The sequence below is a fragment of the Streptomyces fumanus genome (assembly GCF_014655295.1).
Lineage (GTDB): Bacteria > Actinomycetota > Actinomycetes > Streptomycetales > Streptomycetaceae > Streptomyces > Streptomyces fumanus.
Map to the genome: position 1 here is coordinate 305,518 of NZ_BNBI01000008.1, position 22,297 is coordinate 327,814.

Consider the following 22,297-nt stretch of genomic DNA (forward strand, 5'->3'; position numbering starts at 1 on the left):
GGCATGAGTGACGACGCCTCCACCCCCGCAGCCGAGCGCATCCCCAACAAGGGCAAGCTGGCCAAGGACCTCAACGAGGTCATCCGCTACACCCTCTGGTCCGTCTTCAAGCTCAAGGACGTGCTCCCCGAGGACCGCGCGGGCTACGCCGACGAGGTCCAGGAGCTGTTCGACCAGCTCGCCGCCAAGGACGTGACCGTCCGCGGCACGTACGACGTGTCCGGGCTGCGCGCCGACGCCGACCTCATGATCTGGTGGCACGCCGAGACCAGCGACCAGCTCCAGGAGGCGTACAACCTGTTCCGCCGGACCCAACTGGGCCGGGCGCTCACGCCGGTCTGGTCGAACATGGCGCTGCACCGCCCCGCCGAGTTCAACCGCTCGCACATCCCGGCCTTCCTCGCCGACGAGACCCCGCGGAACTACGTCAGCGTCTACCCGTTCGTCCGCTCCTACGACTGGTACCTGCTGCCCGACGAGGACCGCCGTCGGATGCTCGCCGACCACGGCAAGATGGCCCGCGGCTACCCGGACGTGCGGGCCAACACGGTCGCCTCGTTCTCGCTGGGCGACTACGAGTGGATCCTCGCCTTCGAGGCCGACGAGCTGTACCGCATCGTCGACCTCATGCGTCACCTGCGCGGCTCCGAGGCGCGGCTGCACGTGCGCGAGGAGGTGCCGTTCTTCACCGGCCGCCGCAAGGACGTCGCCGAGCTGATCGCCGGCCTGGCCTGACCGTCACCCGGCGCCCGCCCGGGACCGGCCTCCCGGGCGCGGCCCGGCGCACGTCGACGGCAGCAGGCCGTCCGGCGCACGACCGTCCGGCCGGACGGACGGAAGAAGGCCGACGCCGGCCGGGCGGAGGCCGGCCCCCGTGCCGCTCAGCCCGGCCCGTTCCACGACTCCTCGCGGTGCGCGAAGGCCGCGCGCAGATCCGGCTCGCCGACCGCCCGTACGCCCCGCACGGCGACCGAGGTCAGATACGCCCGCTCGTCGGCGGGGCCGTACGCCTGCCGGACGAACGCGCCGAGCAGCCGCTGCCCGGCCGGCGAGGCCCACGCCGAGTACGGGTGGACCTCGATCCGCGCTATGGCGAGGCAGCTCACGGTGAGGATCAGCGGCAGCGCGAACCACAGGGCGATCAGACCGCGCGGCACGTCCGTGGGCACGGGCAGCGCCAGCGCCGCCGCGCCCAGCGCGCACACCGCCAGCGCGGCCCGCCGCACCCGGCGTACCCCGGCCGCCACCGTCCGGGTCTCGTCCGGCACCGCCAGACCGGCACTGACCAGGCGTTCCGCCAGGTTCCGTACCGCCTCGGCCGCCGCCGCGGAGGCCCGTACCGGCGCGATGCGGGACTGTCCCCCGGGTCCGATCGCCCCGATCACGGACCGTTCCATCTCGTCCCGGCCGCGGGGGTCGACCACGGTCGCCCAGCCGGTGTGTGCCAGCAGCAGCCGCCGCTGCCGGGCCATCGAGACCAGCGTGAGGTCGGCGACCCGCGCGGGGCCGCCGGACAGGAACGCGGCCTCGTACAGGTCGAGTTCACGTCCCCGCTCCGGGTGCGTGTCGGCGGAGGCCGCGCGGACGGCGGCCAGACACAGCCGGGTGCACGCCGCGCCCGCGACGAACCAGGCCGGCAGCAGCAGAAGGACCCAGACCATGCCGCTTTTCTATGCCGAACGCCGCCACCTCCGCCATGCCCCTTTCACCATCCGGACGTGAGTGTGGCCGGTACGTGACCTTCCGCCCGGGCGGATCAGCGCCCGAGCACCACCCGTCGCGCGGCCCGCGCCAGTCGCACCGCCGGACGCCGCGCGGGCGGCACCGGACCGGACCGCTCGCGCCACCACCGCCGCACCTCCCGCCGCGCGGCCGCCTCCCGGAGCTCACCGGAGCGCAGCAGATGCCCGGCGAAGTCGAGCGCGTCCCTCCGGTACCCGCCGGACATCGGATGGCGCTGGGCGTACGCCAGGAAGGCCGGCCGGTACGCCGCCCCGAGGATCTCCGGCAGTTCGGGCGCGACCTTGGCCACCACCCCGGCCCGCTTGGCGGCGAGCGCCCGCGCCTGCACCGCCAGCCGGCCCCGGTCGAACCCCTCCGGCGCGGGCGTCCCCGCGACCAGCGCGGACAGCAGGGCGGCCTGCGCGAGTCCCAGCCGCAGCCGCGCGGGCCCGGTGTCGGACGCCACCGGCGCGCCCCCGGCCCCCCGGGCCCGGCGGACCGGCGCCCCGCCCTGTGCCCGCCCCTTCTCCACCGCCTCCCGGATCGCCGTCAGCTCGCCCGCCAGCTCGGCCGCACCGGGGAAGTCCTCGTCCCGCTCCAGCAGCACCCCCGGCGGGGCGACCCGGGCGGCCAGGTCGGTCAGCACGTCCAGCACCGGCTGCGGCACGGGGTGGGCGTGGCTGTCGTGCCAGACGCCGTCCCGTTCGAAGCCGCCCGCGACATGCACGTACGCGAGCGCCTCCAGCGGCAGCCCGGCCAGCGCCTCGGCCGGGTCCTCGCCCTGGTTGACGTGGTTGGTGTGCAGGTTCGCCACGTCGATCAGCAGCCGTACGCCGGTCCGGTCGGCCAGCTCGTACAGGAACTGCCCCTCGGTCAGCTCCTCGCCCGGCCAGGCCAGCAGCGCGGCGATGTTCTCCACGGCGAGCGGTACGGGCAGCGCGTCCTGGGCGATGCGGATGTTCTCGCAGAGCACGTCGAGGGCCTCGCGGGTGCGCGGCACCGGCAGCAGGTGCCCGGCCTCCAGGCGGGGCGAGGCGGTCAGCGGCCCGCCCGCCCGGACGAACGCGATGTGCTCGGTGACCAGCGGCGACCCCAGCGCCTCGGCCCGCTCGGCGAGCGCCGCGAGCCGCGCCGGATCGGGCCGCTCGGCGCCCCCGAGGCCCAGCGAGACACCGTGCGGCACCACGGTCACGCCCCGCTCGCGCAACCGCAGCAGCGACGCCGGCAGATGCCCGGGACAGACGTTCTCCGCCACCACCTCGACCCAGTCGATCCCCGGCAGCCCCTCCACGACGTCCGCGATCTCCGGCCGCCACCCGATCCCCGTCCCCAGCTTCTCCATGTCCCGTCCCCCTCCTTCGTTCCCGGGGGATATGGCCCGGCCGGGAACGGGCGAACCTCGGGGGTGGCAGGTTCAGAGCAACACTTGAGGTTTCCGCTACCGCAGCCCCGGATGATCCGCCACCACCGTGCACGACCCCGGGGCAATCTCCGTGAAGCCGGCGTCGCGGACCACCGGGAGGCCGCTGGTGGTGAGGGTCTTCCAGTGGCCGGGGGCGGCGGTGCGCACCGCGAGGGGGAAGCCCGCGGCGTGCCAGGCGGCGCGCTGGGCGCCGGTCAGTTCCCACCAGGCCAACTGGGCGCCGTGCCCGGCCTGCGCCATCGCCTTGCCGGCCGACATGTCGAGGTCGGGGCTGAGCCAGAGCACCGGCGCGGACGGGTCGGGGTCCACCGGGGGCTCGGGGTCGTCGAGGTCGGTGCCGGAGACCTGGAGCCGGGCGAGGTCCCGGGGCCAGTCGTCGACCGGGACCGGCGGGAAGACGCGCACCTCGGCCGTGGCGCCGGTGACCGTGATGCCGGGCAGGGCCTCGGCGCGCCGCCACTCCGCGCCCCGGGCCCGCCGGACCACCTTGCGGATGCGGGCGTCCTGCCAGTCCCGGACCGCCTTCGCCCAGGGGCCGTCGCCGGTCGAGCGCTCGTCGGTGAGCATCACCAGGACCGCCCGCGCGGCGGTCTCCAGGGCGTCGGTGCGGGCCGGGGGCGCGGCCCGCTCGATGCGTACCACCAGCGGCAGCACGAACTGCGGCGCGAGGTCGCGGTCGCCGGGCTCGGAACGGAAGGGGCCCTCGGGGGCGGGTGCCGGATCAGTGTTCACGCCCCCAGTCTGCCAACCCCGCGCTCAGCCCGAGCAGGCCGTCCGCTGGGCCTCCTGCCACTCGCAGACCGGGCAGAGGGTCACGCCCTTGTACGACTCGGGGTACTCGGTCGGCTCCCGGCACAGTATGCACTCGGCGTACGGCGGCCCGTCGGCCCTGGGGGGCCTGGCCGCGTCGTCGATCAGGCAGTCGTCGTCGTCGCTCATACTTCCAGCGTAGGACGGCCGGGCGGCGGTCAGCGGCGGCCGTCGGCGGCGCCGATCAGTTCGGAGACCTTGACGAACCGGTAGCCCTGGCGGCGCAGTTCCGGGACGATCCGCCGGACCGCCCGCTCGGTGGCCGGGGCGGCGCTGCGGGTGCAGTGCAGGACGACCACGGACCCGGGCCGGACCCCGTCCAGCACCTGCCGGGCGACGGCGTCCGCGTCGGTGGCGAAGGCGTCGCCGCCGACCACGTCCCACTGCACGGCGGTGACCCCGGCGGCCGTCAGTTCCCTCAGCGCCGTCCGGTCGTGGCAGCCGCCGGGGAAGCGGAAGTACGGCATCGGCTCCGCCACCCCGGCCGCGCGGAACGCCGCGTACGCCTGTTCCACCTCCGCCCGCATCCGGGTGCGGGCGACGGTCGGCAGGCCGTAGCAGCCGCCGGTGAAGGCGTAGTGGCTGTAGGAGTGGTTGGCGACCTCGAACAGCGGGTCCCGGCCGATCGCGCGGGCCTGCCGCGGGTACTCCTCGGCCCACCGGCCGGTCATGAACACCGTGGCGGGCACCCCCAGTTCGCGCAGTGCCGCGATCAGCTCGGGGTTGTCGAACCGCTCGCCGGCCGCCGCCCGGCGCCCCTGGTCGGCGGTCATGTCGGCGTCGAAGGTCAGCGCCACGGTCCGCCCGCCGGTGCGCGGACCGTGCGCGAAGACGGGGGTGAGCCCCGCCGGGCCGGGCGCCAGCGTCGGCGGCCGGGACTTCGCGGGGGAGGGGGAGGCGGCGGTCGGGGAGGCCGGGCGGGGGGCCTGCGGGGCGGGGGCGGTGCCGCAGCCGGTGAGGACGGCGGCCCCCAGGACCCCGACGGCCACCGCACGTCGTACGAGAGTGATCATCGTACGAACGTATGGGGGTGTTTGTCGGCTTTCGCGGCGAGGCCGGGTGACCGGGCCGTGCGGTCACCCGGGCGGACGGACCGGGGTCAGATCTCCCGGCGCTCCAGCGGCTTGGTCGCCGGGCCCTGGACGACATTGCCCTCGGTGTCGAAGCGGGAGCCGTGGCAGGGGCACTCCCAGGCGCGTTCGGCCGCGTTGAAGCCGACCAGGCAGCCCAGGTGGGTGCAGCGCGGTGAGACCGCGTGCAGGGCGCCGTCCTCGTCCCGGTAGACCGCGACCCGGTGGCCGTCGACCCGGACGACCGCGCCCTCGCCGGGCGGCAGCGCGTCCACCGGCGGGGCCGGCTTGAGGCGGTCCCCGACGAAGTGCCCGGCCACCTCGGCCTGCGTCTTCAGGAACTGCGGGGCCTCGCGCACCTGCGTCCGCAGCCGGCGCGGGTCGTACAGCCCGCTCCAGGCGCACTCCGCGCCGGTGATCTGAGCGGTCAGCAGCCGGCCCGCCATCAGGCCGCCGCTCATGCCCCAGCCGCCGAAGCCGGTGGCCACGTAGGTGTGCCGCGCGCGCGGGTGCAGCGGGCCCACCATCGGCACGGTGTCGGTGGGGTCGATGTCCTGCGTGGCCCAGGAGTGGGTGAGGCCGACGCCGGGGAAGTGCTCGGCGGTCCAGGCGCCCAGGCGGTCGAAACGCTCGCGGGTGTCGCCCGTGCCGGGCGTGAAGTGCTCCCCGGTGACGATCAGCAGCTTCTGCCCGGCGTCCCCGGCGAGCGGGGCGGTACGGACCGAGCGGGTGCCCTCCTCCGGCGTGATGTACATGCCGTCGACCTCGCGGTCGGCGGAGATCGGCCCGGCGACCACCAGTTCGCGGCGCGGGGAGAGCCGGGAGAACAGCAGCGCCCGGTCGAAGACCGGGTAGTGCGTGGCGACCACCACGTCCCGGGCCCGTACCGTCGCGCCCGTCCCGGCCGACACCCGGCACGGCTCGCCCTCGTCCAGGCCGTGCACGGTGGTGTGCTCGAAGATCCGCCCGCCGCGCGCCTCGAAGTCCTCGGCGAGGGCCAGCAGGAACCTGCGCGGATGGAACTGCGCCTGCCCGGTCACCCGCACCGCCCCGGCCACCGGGAACGGCAGCCCGGTCTCCGTCACGAACGCGGCCGGCAGCCCCGCCTCCTTGGCCGCCGCCGCCTCGGCCCGCACCTCGTCCACCCGGTTGGCGTCCCGGACGTAGGTGTAGGCGCTGCGGGTCTCCCAGTCGCAGTCGATGCCCAGTTCGTCCACCAGCGCGGCGGCGTGCTCGATCGCCTCGGTCTGCGAACGGGCGTACAGCTTCGCGCCCTCCGGGCCCCGGGTGCGGCGCAGCTTGGCGTAGACCAGGCTGTGCAGGGCGGTCAGCTTGGCGGTGGTGTGGCCGGTGACGCTCGCCGCGATCCGGTCCGCCTCCAGCACCGCCACGCTGCGCCCGGCGCGGGCCAGCCCGTACGCCGTGCACAGCCCGGCGATGCCGCCGCCGATCACGGCGACGTCGACATCCAGGTCCTCCGTCAGTGCGGGGCGGGGGGCGCCCGGTGCCGTCTGAAGCCAGTACGAGCCGCTGACCTGCGCGTTCTCCGTCATACGGCACCGGGTACCCCGTTTACCGGCGCTTCACCGGCGCCAGGGGCCGGTGACGGCGAAGGTGGTTCCGGGGGTGTAGCAGTTGACGTACATCGTGCCGCCGTCGGGGGAGAAGGTGACGCCGGCGAACTCGCCGTACTCCGGGGCCTCGGCGGTGCCGGTGTTCTGGGCGTTGCGGGCCATCGGGTAGACCTCGCCGTGCCGGGTGACGCCGAAGACGTGCTGGGCGCCGTCGCCGTCCTCACAGACCATCAGGCCGCCGCTGGGCGCCAGGCAGATGTTGTCCGGCGACTCCCCGGGGAGCTGTACTTCGGTGTCCGGGCCGAAGACGATCACCAGGGTGAGGCGGCGCCGGTCGGGCTCGTAGCGCCAGATCTGCCCGTAGTGGTCGGCCGCCGAGCCCTGTGCGCTGCGGGCGAAGGAGGACACGAAGTACACGCTGCGCCCGCCCCAGTAGCAGCCCTCCAGCTTCTGCGCGTGGGTGATGCCCCGCTTGCCGAAGTCCTGGAGCCGGACCGGGGTGCCGGTGGCCAGCGGGTCGGGTACGTCGGCCCACTCCACGCCGTCGAACACGGCGCCGGTCTCCTGGATCGAGGACAGGTCGGGCACGCCGGGGACGCGCATCGCCTGGAGCCGGCCGCCCGCGCGCAGCGAACCGGTGCCGCCGAGCGGTTTCTCGGGCAGGAACCGGTAGAAGAGGCCGAAGGGCCGTTCGAAGGCGTCCTCGGTCTCGTAGACCACGCCCCGGCGGGGGTCCACGGCGATCGCCTCGTGCTGGAAGCGGCCCATCGCGGTCAGCGGGACCGCGCCGGTGCGGTGCGGGTCGGCCGGGTCGACCTCGAAGATGAAGCCGTGGTCCTTGGTGTAGCCGTTGGTGCCGGCTCTGTCCTCGGTCTCCTCGCAGGTCAGCCAGGTGTGCCAGGGGGTCGGCCCGCCCGCGCAGTTGACGGCCGTACCGGCGATGGCGACCCGCTCGGCGAGCACCCGGTCGTGGGAGTCGAGGGTGAGGGCGGTACAGCCGCCCTTGCCGGCCGGGTCGTAGGTGAGGCCCTCGACGGTGGGGACGGGGACGCGGCCGCCGGCCCGGTTCTCGTGGTTGCGGACCAGGTGCACGCCGCCCCGGCGGGCCGGGAAGGCCGCCATGCCGTCGTGGTTGGAGGGGACCGGGCCCTCGCCGGAGCGCAGCGCCTCGCCCTCCCGGGAGAGCACCCGGTAGCGGAAGCCCTTCGGCAGGTCGAGCAGTCCGTCGGGGTCGGGGACGAGGGGGCCGTAACCGCGGTGGCCGAGGGACTGCGCGGCGGCGGTGCCGGCGAAGAGTTCGCCGAGGGCGCCGGTGAACGCGATCCCCGCGGCCACCGCACCGGACCGGGCGAGGACCTGACGGCGGGAGGCGGACCCGGGGGCAGGCTCGGGGACGGACCGGGGGGCGGGCTCGGAGACGGACATGGCGAAACCTTCCTGCTGGCGGACAGGACAGTGACCCCGCCGTGTCTATCACTCGCGCGGACCCCCGGGAACCACGCGCGCGCCCCTGCGTGTCCCTTGCACGTTCCCCCGCCCGGCCGCTTCCGACCGGTACCCGGTCCGGGGCGGTGCCGCCGGACCGGGTACCGCGCGGGGGTGTCCGGGGCCGTGCCGCCGGACCGGGTACCGCGGCGGGCGCGGGCTACCGGGCCGGTGCGGCCGGTTCCGTGACCGTCTCCGGTTCCGCGGCCCCGCCGGGTCCCGCGGCCTTCGCCGGCCCCGTCACCTTCACCGGTTCCGCGGCGGTGGCGCCGTGCCGCTCGGCCCAGTTCTCCAGCGCCGTACGGCAGGCGTGGTCCAGGTGGTGCAGCCCGGTCAGGTCCAGCTCGACGGGCCGCTCCTCGGGCAGCGACTCCAGACTGTCGAGGATCTTCGGAAGCCGCAGGAAGGTGGCGTTGCCCGTCAGGTACACCTGGATCGGCCCGGCGCCCTTGTCGACGACCTCCGTGCGCAGGTGCGACGCCTCCCAGGCGGTCTTGACCACCGACAGGGCCATCCCGATCAGCACGCCCTCGAACATGTTGACCGCGACGATCGACACGGCCGTGACGACGAGGATCACCGCCTCGCCCCGGTGCCGCCGCCACAGCGCCACGAGTCCGCGCAGCGGGATCAGCTTCCAGCCGGCGTGCACCAGCACCCCGGCCAGCGCGGGCAGCGGGATCAGGGCCAGCGCGGACGGCAGCAGCGCGGCGAACAGCAGCAGCCAGACGCCGTGCAGGACCCGGGACGCCTTGGTCTTCGCGCCCGCCGCGACATTGGCGGAGCTGCGCACGATGACGGCGGTCATCGGCAGCGCGCCGAGCACACCGCACACGGTGTTGCCCGCGCCCTGCGCCATCAGCTCCTTGTCGTACTGGGTGCGTGGACCGTCGTGCAGCCGGTCCACCGCGGCGGCGCTGAACAGGCTCTCGGCGGACGCGATCAGGGTGAAGGCGACGATGGTGCCGAGGAAGCCGGGGTCGGCCAGTTCGCCGAAGGCGTCCGCGCCGGGCACCTGTACGGAGTCCAGCAGGCCGTTGACCTCGACGGTGGCGACCGGCAGCCCGAAGACGAGCGCGGCGAGCGTGGCCAGCACGACCGCGGCGAGCGCGCCCGGCACCGCCGACGCCCGCCGGGGCAGCTTCCTCCACAGCACCATCACGGCGATGGTGCCCGCGCCGACCGCGAGCGAGGCCGCCGCCTCCGCGCTGCCGATCACGTCGACGGCGGCACCGGGCAGCCCGAGGATCTTGTCCAGGCCGGAGGCGGGCGCCTCCAGGCCGGCCGCCGCGTACAACTGGCCCGCGATGATGACCAGTCCGATGCCGGCGAGCATGCCCTCGACGACCGACAGGGAGATGGCCCGGAACCACCGCCCCAGTCGCAGGGCGCCCATGGCCACCTGGAGCAGGCCGGTGGCCAGCACGATCACGCCGAGCGCGGCCAGTCCGTAGCTGTCGACGGCCTCGTAGACCAGCACGGTCAGTCCGGCGGCCGGGCCGGAGACCTGGAGGCTGCTGCCGCGCATCAGGCCGGTGACGATGCCGCCCACGATGCCGGTGACCAGGCCGACCTCGGCCGGGACCCCGGAGGCGACGGCGACGCCCACGCACAGCGGCAGGGCGACCAGGAAGACGACGAGGGAGGCGGCGAAGTCCTGCCGCAGGTGGGGGTACTTGGATATCGCGGTCATGGCGCGGCTCACAGCAGCTCGAAGGTGTCGGTGTCGGCGCGGTGCTCGCGCACGGTGCCGGTGTGCACTTCGTAGAACCAGCCGCGCAGCTTCAGCTCGCCCGCCGCGAGCCGGCGCTCCACGCACGGGTAGGAGCGCAGCCGGAGCACCTGGGCGAGCACGTGGTTCTGCACCGGCTCGGAGACGGCCGGGTCGGCGGGGTCGGTGCACTCGGGCGGTTCCGCGCCGTACGCCAGCCAGTCGCGCACGGCCGGTACGGCGGTCAGGTCGTCGCCGCGGACCAGGGCGCCGACGGCGCCGCAGTGCGAGTGGCCGCAGACCACGATGTCCTGGACGCCGAGCACCTGCACGGCGTACTCGATGGTGGCCGCCTCGCCGGTGGGACGGCCGGCGGTGTACGGCGGGACGACGTTGCCCGCGGTGCGCAGCTCGAAGAGCTGGCCGGGGCGGGCGCCGGTGATCAGGGCGGGCACGACCCGCGAGTCGGAGCAGGTGATGAACAGGACGTCGGGGGACTGGCCGTCGGCGTACCTGGCGAACTCCTCAGGGCGCTGTCCGAACGTGCGGGCGTGGTCGATGAGGGGCTGCATGATGGGTTTCCTCCTGGCGCGCGGTGGGGGCGCGTCGGATGAGCAGGACAGAGGTGGGGGTGCCGCTGGGCGCGAGGCTCAGCAGCGGAAGACCTGCAGGACCGCCGGGGTGCGGTCCGCCGAGGGTCTCGACGGGTGCGGGTGCCCGGCGGGGGACACGGAGGAGGAAGGGACGGCCGGCAGGTGCCGTCCGGTGAGCGGCCGCTCGGCCGTCCCGTGGCCCGGGGCGGCGGCGGCACGGTGCCGGTCGCGGGTGCGCGCGGGACCGCTCGGGTCCCCGGGCCGGCCGGCGTCGGGGCACAGGACGGTCTCGCGCTGGACCGTGGCGGCGGGAAGCAGCCCGGGGGTGGCGTTGGCCACGACTTCACGGCCGGTGTGCGCGGATGCGAAGGAAGCCTCGGGCGCGAAGAGGGAGAAGGCGAGCAGGACGGCGGTGAGGAGCGCGATCGCGGTCCGGGCCGCCGCACCTCGCATCATGCGCCCCCTCCCGGTCGGCTCGTACCTCTGGTGCAGACCAACATTTGGTCAACGATTGGTCAAGAAGCACGGTAGCCCGGGGTGGGCGTTTGCAGGGTTAACTGCGTGTTACCAGGCGAAGAGAGCCCGAAAAATGCGGGGTCCTTGGCTTGAACCCGGTCAGTCGCGGGGCGGCTCGACCAGCCGGGCCCCGTCCCGGGCCAGCGCGGTGAGCCGGGATATCGCCCGGAAGTACTTCTTGCGGTAGCCGCCTTCGAGCATGTCTTCGCTGAACAGGCGGTCGAAGGGCACCCCGGAGGCCAGCACCGGCACCTCTCGGTCGTACAGCCGGTCCGCGAGCACCACCAGGCGCAGCGCCGTCGACTGGTCCGGCACCGGCCGCACCCCCGTCAGGCAGACCGCCCCGAGGCCGTCGGTCAGCGCCCCGTACCGGCTCGGGTGGACCTTGGCGAGGTGGTCCAGCAGGGCGTCGAAGGCGTCCAGGGAGGCCCCCTCGGTCGCCCGCGCCGCCGCCGTCACCCGTTCCTCGGTGAACGGCGCGGGCGCCTCGGGCAGCCCCCGGTGGCGGTAGTCCTCGCCGTCGATGCGCAGGGTGCGGAAGTGGGCGGACAGGCCCTGGATCTCCCGCAGGAAGTCGGCCGCCGCGAACCGGCCTTCGCCCAGCTTGCCGGGCAGCGTGTTGGAGGTGGCGGCCAGCGCCACGCCCGCCTCCACCAGCCTGCTCAGCAGGGTGGAGACCAGCACGGTGTCGCCCGGGTCGTCCAGCTCGAACTCGTCGATGCACAGCAGCGCGTGCCCGGACAGGGTCCGCACGGTCTGCTGGAAGCCGAGGGCGCCGACCAGGTTGGTCAGCTCCACGAAGGTGCCGAACGCCTTGCGGGACGGCTCGGCCGGGGCGGCGTGCCACAGCGAGGCGAGCAGATGGGTCTTGCCGACGCCGTACCCGCCGTCGAGGTACACGCCGCGCGGGCCCGCCGGTGCCTTCGGCGCCCGGCCGAACCCGAACAGGCCGCGCCGCCCGCCGCCCGCCGGGCGCCCGCCCAGCCCGGCCGCGAAGTCCTCCAGCACCCGCACGGCCTCGCGCTGGCTGGGCTGCGCCGGGTCCGGGACGTAGGTGCCGAAGCGGACCGAGTCGAAGCGCGGCGGCGGCACCATCTCCGCCACCAGACGCTCCGCGGGGACGTGCGGCTCACGGGCGCACAGGGACAGCGGGGCGGAACCGGAGGGCGCGGGGCCGGGGGCGGCGGAGGGAGAAGACACGGTTCACCATGCTAGTTGGCGTGGAACACTGCACGGCATGCGACGCCTGTTCCCTGTGACCGACCAGACAGCAGCGCCGGACCCCGACCGGGAGTGGAGCCTGGCCGAGCTGGCCGCCGCGTACGCCTACCCGGACGGGGACGGCGGCGGACCGGGGGTGTGGCTGCGGGCCAACATGGTCGCCTCCCTCGACGGGGCCGCCCAGCACGACGGCCGCTCCCAGCCCCTCTCCAGCGCCGCCGACATGCGGATCTTCGGCATCCTGCGGGCCCTGGCCGACGCGGTGGTCGTCGGCGCCGAGACGGTCCGCGCGGAGGGCTACCGCCCGGCACGCGCGCGTGAGGGGCTCGCGGGGACGCGGCGGGCCGCCGGGCAGGGTCCGGTGCCGGCGATCGCGGTGGTCAGCGCCGGACTGGACCTGGACTTCTCGCTGCCGCTGTTCACCTCGCCGCTGGTCCCCACGCTGATCCTGACCGGGGCCGGCGCGCCCCCGGAGCGGATCGCCGCCGCCGAGAAGGCCGGCGCCCGCGTGGTGCTCGCCGGGGACGGCACCGGCGTCGACCCCGCCCGCGCCGTCCAAGCCCTCGCCGGGCTCGGCCACACCCGGCTGCTCACCGAGGGCGGGCCGAAGCTGCTCGGGCAGTTCGTCGCGGCGGGCGTGCTGGACGAGCTGTGCCTGACCGTCGCGCCGATGCTCACCGCGGGCGACGCCCAGCGGATCGCCGGGGGGCCGGCGATGGCGGTGCCGCGCCGGTTCGTGCTGGCGTCGCTGCTGGAAGAGGAGGGTTTCCTCTTCAGCCGCTACCGGCGCGACCTGCCGTGAGCGGACCCGGTGCCGGGAGTCCGGTCACGGGGCAGGATGGTTTCGGCAGGGCCGGGTAGCGGCTCACGGAGGGTGGGGCCGCAGTGGCCCTCGAAGGAGAAGGGGCGCCTGGTGTTCACAAGCGTTTTGATGATCGAGAAGGCCCTGACGTCCGCCGACGTGGAGTTCGTCACCACCTTGCACGGGGAGGAGCCGGTCACCTTCCAGGTGCTGCTCCAGCCGCGCGGCGACCAGGCCGACCGGTTGCTGCGGGCCATCGACGACGTCGCCCTCGGCGAACTGGACGAGGCCGTGCGCGAGGGCGAGACCCCCGAGGGCGAGGAGGCGCTGACCGTCGGGCAGCGCGCCCTGGAGGTCTCCCTCACCGCCCTGCACGCGGCGGGGCACCGCGCGGAGGGCAGACTGGTGGCGGACCATCCGCTGGACGAGCTGAAGTCCCTGGTCGCCGAGTGCGGCGCCGACGAGGTGATCGTCCTGACCGACCCGCACTACGTGGAGGAGTTCTTCCACCGCGACTGGGCCTCCCGGGCCCGCCACAAGGTCGGCGTCCCGGTGCTCAAGCTGTTCTCCCACAGCAAGGCGTGAGGCGGGGCCGGACGACGCCGTCAGGGGCGCGGGCACCCCGCACGGCCACCCGGCCCCCCGCACACCCCGGCCGAGGTCGGCCCCCGCGCCCCGCACCGCATAGGCTGACCGCCGCAGACAGCACGTACCGACCCGCACGCACAGGGAGACAACATGGCACCCGGCCTCCCCACCGCCATGGACCGACCGCACTTCATCGGCATCGGCGGCGCCGGAATGTCGGGGATCGCCAAGATCCTCGCGCAGCGCGGGGCCAAGGTGGCCGGCAGCGACGCGAAGGACTCCGCGACCGCCGAGGCGCTGCGCGCGCTGGGCGCCACCGTGCACATCGGGCACGCCGCCGAGCACCTCGCCGACGACGCGAGCTGCGTGGTCGTCTCCTCCGCGATCCGCGCGGACAACCCGGAGCTGGCCCGCGCCGCCGAACTGGGCGTCCCGGTCGTCCACCGCTCCGACGCCCTGGCCGCCCTGATGGACGGCCTGCGCCCGCTCGCGGTGGCCGGCACCCACGGCAAGACGACCACCACCTCGATGCTGGCGGTCTCCCTGGCCGAGCTGGGCCTGGACCCCTCGTACGCCATCGGCGGCGACCTGGACGCGCCCGGCTCCAACGCCCTGCACGGCACCGGCGAGATCTTCGTCGCCGAGGCCGACGAGTCCGACCGCAGCTTCCACAAGTACGCCCCCGAGGTCGCGATCGTCCTCAACGTGGAGCTCGACCACCACGCCAACTACGCCTCCATGGACGAGATCTACGAGTCCTTCGAGACGTTCGCGGGCCGGATCAGGCCCGGCGGCACCCTGGTGATCTCCGCCGACCACGAGGGCGCCCGGGAGCTGACCCGGCGGCTGGCCGGCTCGGTGCGCACGGTGACGTACGGGGAGGCGGCCGACGCCGACGTGCGCATCCTGTCGGTGACCGCGCGGGGCCTCAGCAGCGAGGTCACCGTCCTGCTGGACGGCACCGAACTGACCTTCACCGTCTCCGTGCCCGGCCGGCACTACGCCTCCAACGCCGTCGCCGCCCTGGCCGCCGGGGCCGCGCTGGGCATCCCCGCCGCCGAGCTGGCCCCCGCGCTCGCCGCCTACACCGGCGTCAAGCGGCGGCTCCAGCTCAAGGGCGAGGCGGCCGGCGTCCAGGTGATCGACTCCTACGCCCACCACCCCACCGAGATGACCGCCGACCTGGAGGCGATGCGCGCGGCGGCCGGCCGAGGCCGCATCCTCGTCGTCTTCCAGCCGCACCTGTTCTCCCGCACCCAGGAACTCGGCAAGGAGATGGGCCAGGCCCTCGCCCTCGCCGACGCCTCCCTGGTCCTCGGCATCTACCCGGCCCGCGAGGACCCGATCCCCGGCGTCACCAGCGACCTGATCGTCCAGGCGGCCCGCGCGGCCGGCGCCGAGGTCACCCCGCTGTCCGACCAGGCCGGGGTCCCGGCGGCGGTGGCGGGAATGGCCCGGCCCGGTGATCTCGTTCTCACCATGGGCGCGGGCGACGTCACCGACCTCGGCCCGCTCATCCTGGACCGTCTTGCCGAAGTAAGGGGCTGAAGTCTCATGTCGTACGCCGTCGAGAAGCCGGACGAGCAGTGGCGCGCGGAGCTGTCCCCGGCCGAGTACGCCGTGCTGCGCCAGGCCGGCACCGAGCCCGCGTTCACCGGTGAGTACACCGACACCAAGACCAAGGGCGTCTACTCCTGCCGGGCCTGCGGCGCCGAGCTGTTCACCTCGGACACGAAGTTCGAGTCGCACTGCGGCTGGCCGTCGTTCTTCGACCCGAAGGACACCGACGCGGTCGAGCTGATCGAGGACCGCTCGCACGGCATGGTCCGCACCGAGGTGCGGTGCGCCCGCTGCGGCTCCCACCTCGGTCACGTCTTCGCGGGCGAGGGCTACCCGACCCCCACCGACCAGCGGTACTGCATCAACTCCCTCTCGCTGCGGCTGACGCCCGCCGAGAGCTGACCCTCACCGGGCCGCGCGCAGCGGCAGCGTCACCGTGAACACCGTCGCGCCCGGCGCGCCGGTCAGCGTCACGGTGCCGCCGTGCGCCTCCACCAGGGAGCGGGCGACGGCCAGGCCCAGGCCGCTGCCGCCCCGGTCCCGGCTGCGGGCCTTGTCGACCCGGTAGAACCGGTCGAAGACCCGGTCCCGGTCGGCGGCCGGCACCCCCGGCCCCGTGTCGGCGACCCGCACCTCGGCGGTGTCCGCGCCGGCCGTGACGGTCACCGACACCGAGGTGCCCGGCGGGGTATGCACGGCCGCGTTGGTCAGCAGGTTGTCCAGCACCTGCCGGATCCGCTGCGGGTCCAGCGGCAGCGTCAGCGCCTCCGGTCCCGCCGTCACCGTCAGCGGGCGCCCCGGGTGGGAGGCGCGGAACGCGTCGGCCGCCTGCCGCACCAGCTCCGTCAGATCGGTGTCGGTCCGCCGCAGCGGCGCCTCGACCTCGGCGGCGTCCAGCCGGGCGAGCAGCAGCAGGTCGTCCAGGAGCACCCCCATCCGCGCCGCCTCGGCCCGCAGCCGGGCCAGGTGCCGCTCCCGTTCCCCGGGCTCGTTGGCGGCCGCGTACTGGAAGAGGTCGGCGTAGCCCCGTACGGACATCAGCGGGGTGCGCAGCTCGTGCGAGGCGTCGGCGACGAACCGGCGCAGCCGCCGCTCCGCCTCGGCGCGCACCGCGAGGGAGTCGTCGATGTGCTCCAGCATCGCGTTGAACGCGGTGCGCAGCTCCTCCACCTCGCGCCCGCCGGGCCGGCCGGCCGCGCGCAGCGGCAGTTGGGCCGCGGACCGGGTCAGGTCGTGCGAGGCGATGCCGTGCGCGGTGCGCGCCATCTCGCTCAGCGGGCGCAGCCCCCGCCGCAGCATCCGCCGCCCGAGCACCACCAGCGCCAGCAGCGCCAGGCCGTAGGCGACCACCTGCACGGCGATCAGCCGGTCCATGGTGTTCTCGACGTCCCCCAGCGGCGCGGCGCTCACCAGCACCACCCCGGGCCGCACCTCGCAGGCCCGCAGCAGATAGGGCCCGCGGCCGTCGATCCGCACGCTGCGGGTCAGGTCCTGGCCGGCCCGGGCCCGGGTCTCGGCCAGGTCGGTCAGCGCCCCGCTGTCCGCCGGTACGTCGGCGGGCCGGCGCAGGTCGGCGGAGCCGCCGGTGACGTCGTACACGGCCGTGTACCAGCCGTAGTACGGCTGCCGTTCGACCGTGCCGTGGGTCGCCGCGTCCTTGGACTGCACCACCTGCACCAGCTTCATCTGGTCCACGAGCCGCGCCTGGAGGTACTCCCGCATGGACGCGGTCAGCGCCGTGCCCACCACGGCGAACACCGCCAGCGACAGCACCCCGAGGCCGAGCGCGAGGCGGGTGCCCAGGCGCAGCCGGCGCCAGCTTCGCCACAGCCGCCGGATCACGGGGCGGTCCGGCGCAGCGCGTACCCGAAGCCGCGCACGGTGTGGATCAGCGGCCCGCCGGCCTCCCCGGCCTCGTCGAGCTTGCGGCGCAGCCGGCTGACGACCAGTTCCACCACGTTGGACCGGCCGCCGAAGCCGTACTCCCAGACGTGGTCGAGGATCTGCGCCTTGGTCAGCACGGCCGGCGACTTGCGCATCAGATAGCGCAGCACCTCGTACTCGGTCGGGGTGAGGGCGATCAGCGTCCCGCCGCGCCGCACCTCGCGGGTGTCCTCGTCCATCGTCAGGTCCCCGACCCGCAGCACCGAGCGCGGGAAGCCGGGTCCGGCGCTGCGCCGCAGCACGGTCCGCAGCCGCGCCATCAGCTCCTCCACCGCGAACGGCTTGACCAGGTAGTCGTCGCCGCCCCGGGTCAGCCCCGCCACCCGGTCGGCCACCTGGTCGCGGGCGGTGAGGAACACCACCGGCACCATCGTCCCCGAGCGGCGCAGCTCGTCCAGGACGCCGAAGCCGTCGATGTCCGGCAGCATCAGGTCGAGCACCACGATGTCCGGCCGGAACCAGCCCGCGGTGCGCAGCGCGTCCGTGCCGGAGTTGGCGGTGACCGCCTCCCAGCCCTCGTACCGGGCGACCGTGGCGACGAGATCGGCGATGGGCGGGTCGTCGTCCACGACCAGGAGTCGAACTTTGTCCACCCGCTCATATTGCGCCACCCGCCGCCCGCCGCCGACCCCCCGGATGCCACGGACCGTGATCGACAGTTGGACGACAGCCCGCCGACAGGGAAACGACAGGCGGGCCGGGCGCGGACCGGGGCATGGCGGCGGCGGCTCCGGGAAGGGTTGTCCGAGGCAGCACGTCTAGACTCGGGCGGCAACTGCCCGTACGACCCCGGGCCAGGTGTCCTGGAGTTGTCCGCCCCACCCGAAGGGTTCTCGGCGTTTTGATACGGATGGAATCAGTCACCAAACGGTATCCGGACGGGACGGTGGCGGTCGACCAACTGTCGCTGGACATACCCGACGGCTCGATCACGGTCCTCGTCGGACCCTCGGGCTGCGGCAAGACCACCACCCTGCGCATGATCAACAGGATGGTGGAGCCGACCGAGGGCACCATCCTCCTCGACGGCACCGACATCCAGCGCCGGCCCGTCACCACCCTGCGCCGCTCCATGGGTTACGTCATCCAGAACGCCGGCCTCTTCCAGCACCGCACCATCGTCGACAACATCGCGACCGTGCCCCGGATGCTGGGCTGGGGCAAGCAGAAGGCCCGCGCCCGGGCGGCGGAGCTGATGGAACGGGTCGGCCTCGACACCTCCCTGGCCCGGCGCTACCCCTACCAGCTCTCCGGCGGGCAGCAGCAGCGCGTCGGGGTGGCCCGCGCGCTGGCCGCGGACCCGCCGGTGCTGCTCATGGACGAGCCGTTCTCCGCCGTCGACCCCGTGGTCCGCAAGGGGCTCCAGGACGAACTGCTGCGCATCCAGGCGGAGCTGGGCAAGACCATCGTCTTCGTCACCCACGACATCGACGAGGCCATCAAACTCGGCACCATGGTCGCGGTGCTGCGCACCGGCGGCCGGCTCGCCCAGTTCGCGTCCCCCGCCGAACTGCTCTCCGCCCCCGCCGACGCCTTCGTCGAGGACTTCCTCGGCGCCGACCGGGGCGTGCGGCGCCTGTCCTTCTTCCCGTCCGCCGCGCTGGAGCTGACCACCGCCCCGGTGGTCCGCGCCGACGCCGGCGCCGAGCGGTTCGCCGCCGCCGACGCCCCGTACCTGCTGGTCACCGACGCCGACGGCCGCCCGCTGGGCTGGGGCACCCCGGCCGGCCTGGCCGCCGGGGACACCGCGCCGGACCGGCTGCTGCCGTACGGGCGGCCCTTCGTGCCCGGCACCGACTCGCTGCGCGCCGCCCTGGACTGCGCGGTGCTCTCGCCGACCGGCTGGGCCGTCGCCGTGGACCCCGACGGCCGGGTCACCGGCGTCGCCTCGCAGACGACCATCGGCGAGGCGATCCGCGCCGCCCACGCGGCCGGCCCCGCCGACCGCGCCGGGGTCGCCCCGTGAGCGGTTACTTCGACATCCCCAGCGACCTGCAGAACACCTGGGCCGGGCTGATCGGCCTGCATCTGCGCGAGGCCCTGCTGCCCGTGCTGGCCGGGCTGGTCCTGGCCCTGCCGCTGGCCCAGCTCTGCGTCCGCTTCCGCTGGCTGTACCCCCCGGTGCTCGGCGTGACGACCGTGCTCTACGCCGTGCCCTCGCTGGCGTTCTTCGTCGTGCTCATCGACTACACCGGCCAGACCGAGCTGACCGTGATGATCCCGCTGGCCGTCTACAGCCTGGTGGTGCTGGTCCCGGCCATCGTCGACGGGGTCCGCTCGGTGCCCCAGGAGACCCTGGCCGCCGCCACCGCCATGGGCTTCGGGCCGGTACGCCGCTACCTCCAGGTGCAGTTGCCGATCGCCGTGCCCGCCCTGGTGGCCGGGCTGCGGGTCGCCACCGTCTCCAGCATCTCCCTGGTCAGCGTCGGCGCCCTGATCGGCAACCAGGGCGCCCTGGGCAACCTGCTGGCCGCCGCGCAGAAGTACGACCGGCCCGAACTGGCCGTCAACTCCGTCGTCACCACGGCCGTCCTCGCCATCGCCTGCGACGCCGCCCTGGTCGGCCTGCGCCTCCTGCTCACCCCGTGGATGCCCCGCGGCACCGCCACCCGGCGCCCGGCGGTGGTCAAGTGAACGTCCTGAACTTCGTCGACGCCTTCTTCAGCGACAGCGCCCACTGGCACGGCTACGACGGCATCCCGCGACGCCTGCTGGAACACGTCCAGTACTCGCTGCTCGCGCTCGGCCTGGCCGCCGCCATCGGCCTGCCCGTCGGCCTGCTCACCGGGCACACCGGGCGCGGCGGCAACGTGCTGGCGTTCCTGGCCACCGCCGCCCGCGCGCTGCCCAGCTTCGGCCTGCTGGTGCTGATCGCCATCGCGCTCGGCTTCAACCTGCTGCCGGTGATGATCCCGCTGGTCGTCCTCGCCGTCCCGCCGATCCTGGTCACCACCTACGAGGCGGTCCGCTCCGTCGACCCCGCCCCGGTGGACGCCGCCCGCGGCATGGGCATGCGGGAGTCCCGCGTCCTGTTCCAGGTCGAACTGCCGGTCGCCCTGCCGCTGATCCTCAGCGGACTGCGCTCGGCGGCCATCCAGATCGTCTCCACCGCCACCATCGCCGCCTACGTCAGCCTCGGCGGCCTCGGCCGGTACATCGTCGACGGGCTCTACCAGCGCGACTACGAGAAGGTCGTCGGCGGCGCCACCCTGGTCGCCGTCCTCGCCCTGACCACCCTCGCCCTGTTCTGGGCGGCGGGCCGGTTCGCGGTCTCCCCCGGGGTCCGGCGGCGCTGACGGCCCGTCGACGGTGACGGAAAACCGTAATCAGGCCGTTCTTGACGCATCGAACACCGGCTGGATTGGATCGTTGAATGACTTTCACCGCGCGAAGCAGCAGGTCCAGGACGAGGCACACCGGTGCGGCGGCCGTCGCACTCGCCGCCGCGGCGGCGCTGCTCGCGGGCTGTTCCTCCGACGGCACCGACGACGGCGACGACCCGCTGGCCGGGGAGAAGGCCGAGGCCGGCACGGTCGTCGTCGGCTCCAACAACTTCGCCGAGTCCACCCTCCTCGCCGACCTGTACGGCGAGGCGCTGCGGGCCAAGGGCGTCAAGGTCACCTACAAGCACAACATCGGCAGCCGGGAGACCACGTACGGCCTGATGAAGAACGGCTCGGTCACGGTGCTGCCGGAGTACAACGGCTCGCTGCTGGCCTACCTCGACGCCAAGGCGGAGCAGAAGTCCGCCGACGCGGTCGACGAGGCCGTCAAGGCCAAGCTGGACAAGTCCCTGACGCTGCTCGACTCCTCGCCCGCCGAGAACAAGGACTCGGTGAGCGTCAACGCGGCCACGGCGAAGAAGTACGAGCTCACCGAGTCCAGCACGCTCGCCGACCTCAAGGACATCGCCCCCGACCTGGTGATCGGCGGGTCCCCGGAGTTCCAGACCCGCCAGCAGGGACTGAAGGGCCTGGAGTCGGTCTACGGGCTGAAGTTCAAGTCCTTCAAGGCGCTGGACGCGGGCGGCCCGCTGACCCAGGCGGCGCTGGCCAAGAACACCGTGCAGGCGGCGGACATCTTCACCACCGACCCGGCCATCGACAAGGAGGGGTTCGTGGTCCTGAAGGACCCGGAGAACTTCTTCGGGTTCGCCAACGTCACCCCGCTGGTCCGCGAGGGCGACCTCTCCGAGAAGGCCGTCGCCGCGCTGAACGCCGTCTCCGCCAAGCTCGACACCGAGACCCTCCGCGACCTGGACAGCCAGGTCCAGACGGACAAGAAGGACCCGCTGGACGTGGCCAAGGCGTGGCTGCAGTCGGAGGGCCTCATCTGATCCGCCCGCCCTCGTCGGCCCGGCCGTCCGCGTCCGCGATCAGCCGGTCGACGAGGGCGATCAGCACGTCCCGGGCGGAGGCCCGCTCCCGGGCGTCGCACAGCACCACGGCCACCCGCTCCGGCAGCGCCAGCGCCTGACGGATCTCCTCGGGCGGATACGGGTGCCGTCCGTGGAAGCCGTTGACGCCCACGACGAACGGGATGTTCCGCCGCTCGAAGAAGTCGATGGCGGCGAAACTGCTCTCGGGGCGCCGCACGTCCAGCAGCACCACCGCGCCCAGCGCCCCGACCGCCAGGTCGTTCCACATGAACCAGAACCGCTGCTGGCCCGGGGTGCCGAACAGGTACAGCACCAGGTCCCGGCCGATGGTGATCCGGCCGAAGTCCAGCGCCACCGTGGTGGACCGCTTCTCCTCGATCCCGGCGAGGTCGTCCACGCCCAGCCCCGCCACGGTGAGCGGCTCCTCGGTGCGCAGCGGGGCGATCTCGCTGACCGACCCGACCATGGTGGTCTTGCCGACGCCGAAGCCGCCGGCGATGAGGATCTTCACCGCGTCGGGTGCCGCCGGGGCGGCGTGCTCAGAGCCGGCCAAGGCCCTCCCTCACTTTCTGCAGCAGGTCCAGGTCCGGGGCGGACCGCGTGACGGGATGCGGCGCACGGGCGGTGATCCGGCCCGCCTCCAGCAGATCGCAGAGCAGGATGACGACCACGCTCACCGGCAGGTCCAGCCGGGCGGCCAGCTCCGCCACGGCCATCGGCTCGGCGCACAGCTTCAGGATCCGCAGGTGCTCGGGCTGCGGACGCGGGGCCCGGGCGGGCGGCGGGTCCACCGCGGTCACCGTCGTGATCAGGGCGAAGTCGGCGCGGCTGGGCCGGGTCCGGCCGCCGGTCAGGGTGAACGGGCGGACCAGCCGGCCCCCCGCGTCGCCTTCGCTCACC

24 protein-coding genes are annotated in these 22,297 nt (G+C 74.3%); 9 read left to right on the forward strand and 15 right to left on the reverse strand.

The window, feature by feature from the left end; translation table 11 throughout:
- Window positions 1-3 precede the first annotated feature (3 nt).
- A complete protein-coding gene (hemQ, locus tag IE316_RS19385) occupies window positions 4-735 on the forward strand; it encodes a hydrogen peroxide-dependent heme synthase (protein ID WP_190205668.1) in 732 nt (243 codons plus the stop codon).
- Window positions 736-881: 146 nt separating this feature from the next.
- On the opposite strand, the gene IE316_RS19390 is transcribed toward hemQ, so the two are convergent.
- From IE316_RS19390 to zapE, 11 genes are all read right to left on the reverse strand, one after another.
- On the reverse strand, window positions 882-1,661 hold the full coding sequence (locus tag IE316_RS19390; protein WP_190205669.1) for a TIGR04222 domain-containing membrane protein: 780 nt from the start codon (window positions 1,659-1,661) through the stop codon (window positions 882-884).
- A gap of 95 nt (window positions 1,662-1,756) precedes the next feature.
- A complete protein-coding gene (locus tag IE316_RS19395) occupies window positions 1,757-3,064 on the reverse strand; it encodes an MbnB/TglH/ChrH family RiPP precursor modification enzyme (protein WP_190205670.1) in 1,308 nt (435 codons plus the stop codon).
- Window positions 3,065-3,160: 96 nt separating this feature from the next.
- Entirely contained in the window at window positions 3,161-3,877 is a 717-nt protein-coding gene (locus tag IE316_RS19400; RefSeq protein ID WP_190205671.1) for a peptidyl-tRNA hydrolase, read from the reverse strand.
- Between the two features lie 24 nt (window positions 3,878-3,901).
- Window positions 3,902-4,084, reverse strand: coding sequence for a hypothetical protein (locus IE316_RS19405; protein ID WP_190205672.1), 183 nt, complete (start codon window positions 4,082-4,084; stop codon window positions 3,902-3,904).
- A 29-nt stretch (window positions 4,085-4,113) separates the two neighbouring features.
- Window positions 4,114-4,968, reverse strand: coding sequence for a polysaccharide deacetylase family protein (locus IE316_RS19410; protein WP_190205673.1), 855 nt, complete (start codon window positions 4,966-4,968; stop codon window positions 4,114-4,116).
- An 86-nt stretch (window positions 4,969-5,054) separates the two neighbouring features.
- Window positions 5,055-6,578: an FAD-dependent oxidoreductase gene (locus IE316_RS19415; protein WP_190205674.1), complete on the reverse strand. Its 1,524-nt coding sequence runs from the start codon at window positions 6,576-6,578 to the stop codon at window positions 5,055-5,057.
- 30 nt (window positions 6,579-6,608) lie between these two features.
- Window positions 6,609-8,024 (reverse strand): PhoX family protein, encoded by a 1,416-nt coding sequence (locus IE316_RS19420; RefSeq protein WP_190205675.1) that lies wholly within the window; start codon window positions 8,022-8,024, stop codon window positions 6,609-6,611.
- A 220-nt stretch (window positions 8,025-8,244) separates the two neighbouring features.
- Complete coding sequence (locus IE316_RS19425) at window positions 8,245-9,777, reverse strand: SulP family inorganic anion transporter (RefSeq protein ID WP_190205676.1); 1,533 nt, start codon at window positions 9,775-9,777, stop codon at window positions 8,245-8,247.
- An 8-nt stretch (window positions 9,778-9,785) separates the two neighbouring features.
- Window positions 9,786-10,367 carry a carbonic anhydrase gene (locus IE316_RS19430; RefSeq protein WP_190205677.1) on the reverse strand — a complete coding sequence of 194 codons (582 nt, stop codon included), beginning with the start codon at window positions 10,365-10,367 and terminating at the stop codon, window positions 9,786-9,788.
- 78 nt (window positions 10,368-10,445) lie between these two features.
- On the reverse strand, window positions 10,446-10,844 hold the full coding sequence (locus IE316_RS19435) for a hypothetical protein (protein ID WP_190205678.1): 399 nt from the start codon (window positions 10,842-10,844) through the stop codon (window positions 10,446-10,448).
- 159 nt (window positions 10,845-11,003) lie between these two features.
- Window positions 11,004-12,104 (reverse strand): cell division protein ZapE, encoded by a 1,101-nt coding sequence (zapE, locus tag IE316_RS19440; protein ID WP_190205679.1) that lies wholly within the window; start codon window positions 12,102-12,104, stop codon window positions 11,004-11,006.
- 37 nt (window positions 12,105-12,141) lie between these two features.
- On the opposite strand from zapE, the gene IE316_RS19445 reads away from it, so the two are divergent.
- From IE316_RS19445 to msrB, 4 genes are all read left to right on the forward strand, one after another.
- Window positions 12,142-12,927, forward strand: a complete 786-nt coding sequence (locus IE316_RS19445) for a pyrimidine reductase family protein (RefSeq protein WP_190205680.1) — start codon at window positions 12,142-12,144, stop codon at window positions 12,925-12,927.
- 111 nt (window positions 12,928-13,038) lie between these two features.
- Complete coding sequence (locus IE316_RS19450) at window positions 13,039-13,512, forward strand: indole-3-glycerol phosphate synthase (protein ID WP_190205681.1); 474 nt, start codon at window positions 13,039-13,041, stop codon at window positions 13,510-13,512.
- Between the two features lie 153 nt (window positions 13,513-13,665).
- The gene (murC, locus tag IE316_RS19455) at window positions 13,666-15,063 is read left to right on the forward strand and encodes a UDP-N-acetylmuramate--L-alanine ligase (RefSeq protein WP_190205682.1); all 1,398 of its coding nucleotides are present in this window, start codon (window positions 13,666-13,668) and stop codon (window positions 15,061-15,063) included.
- A 6-nt stretch (window positions 15,064-15,069) separates the two neighbouring features.
- Window positions 15,070-15,477: a peptide-methionine (R)-S-oxide reductase MsrB gene (msrB, locus tag IE316_RS19460; protein ID WP_190205683.1), complete on the forward strand. Its 408-nt coding sequence runs from the start codon at window positions 15,070-15,072 to the stop codon at window positions 15,475-15,477.
- Window positions 15,478-15,480: 3 nt separating this feature from the next.
- On the opposite strand, the gene IE316_RS19465 is transcribed toward msrB, so the two are convergent.
- Together IE316_RS19465 and IE316_RS19470 are read right to left on the reverse strand one after the other, a co-directional pair.
- Window positions 15,481-16,917: a sensor histidine kinase gene (locus IE316_RS19465; RefSeq protein ID WP_190205684.1), complete on the reverse strand. Its 1,437-nt coding sequence runs from the start codon at window positions 16,915-16,917 to the stop codon at window positions 15,481-15,483.
- Window positions 16,914-17,612: a response regulator transcription factor gene (locus tag IE316_RS19470; protein WP_229910468.1), complete on the reverse strand. Its 699-nt coding sequence runs from the start codon at window positions 17,610-17,612 to the stop codon at window positions 16,914-16,916. Before IE316_RS19470 ends, IE316_RS19465 begins: the two co-directional genes overlap by 4 nt.
- Window positions 17,613-17,860: 248 nt before the next feature.
- Here IE316_RS19470 and IE316_RS19475 point away from each other — a divergent pair, with 248 nt between their 5' ends.
- The 4 genes from IE316_RS19475 to IE316_RS19490 all read left to right on the forward strand — a co-directional run bounded on the left by IE316_RS19475 (window position 17,861) and on the right by IE316_RS19490 (window position 21,355).
- Window positions 17,861-18,985 (forward strand): ABC transporter ATP-binding protein, encoded by a 1,125-nt coding sequence (locus tag IE316_RS19475; RefSeq protein ID WP_190205686.1) that lies wholly within the window; start codon window positions 17,861-17,863, stop codon window positions 18,983-18,985.
- A complete protein-coding gene (locus tag IE316_RS19480; protein ID WP_190205687.1) occupies window positions 18,982-19,653 on the forward strand; it encodes an ABC transporter permease in 672 nt (223 codons plus the stop codon). The genes IE316_RS19475 and IE316_RS19480 overlap by 4 nt, the downstream gene beginning before the upstream one ends.
- The gene (locus IE316_RS19485; protein WP_190205688.1) at window positions 19,650-20,315 is read left to right on the forward strand and encodes an ABC transporter permease; all 666 of its coding nucleotides are present in this window, start codon (window positions 19,650-19,652) and stop codon (window positions 20,313-20,315) included. Before IE316_RS19480 ends, IE316_RS19485 begins: the two co-directional genes overlap by 4 nt.
- A gap of 77 nt (window positions 20,316-20,392) precedes the next feature.
- A complete protein-coding gene (locus IE316_RS19490; RefSeq protein WP_190205689.1) occupies window positions 20,393-21,355 on the forward strand; it encodes an ABC transporter substrate-binding protein in 963 nt (320 codons plus the stop codon).
- Here IE316_RS19490 and IE316_RS19495 read toward each other — a convergent pair.
- Both IE316_RS19495 and IE316_RS19500 read right to left on the reverse strand, forming a co-directional pair.
- Window positions 21,348-21,950, reverse strand: coding sequence for a GTP-binding protein (locus tag IE316_RS19495; protein ID WP_190205690.1), 603 nt, complete (start codon window positions 21,948-21,950; stop codon window positions 21,348-21,350). The two genes, IE316_RS19490 and IE316_RS19495, sit on opposite strands and share 8 nt — an antisense overlap.
- Window positions 21,937-22,296, reverse strand: a complete 360-nt coding sequence (locus tag IE316_RS19500) for a DUF742 domain-containing protein (protein WP_190205691.1) — start codon at window positions 22,294-22,296, stop codon at window positions 21,937-21,939. Before IE316_RS19500 ends, IE316_RS19495 begins: the two co-directional genes overlap by 14 nt.
- Window position 22,297: the final 1 nt, after the last annotated feature.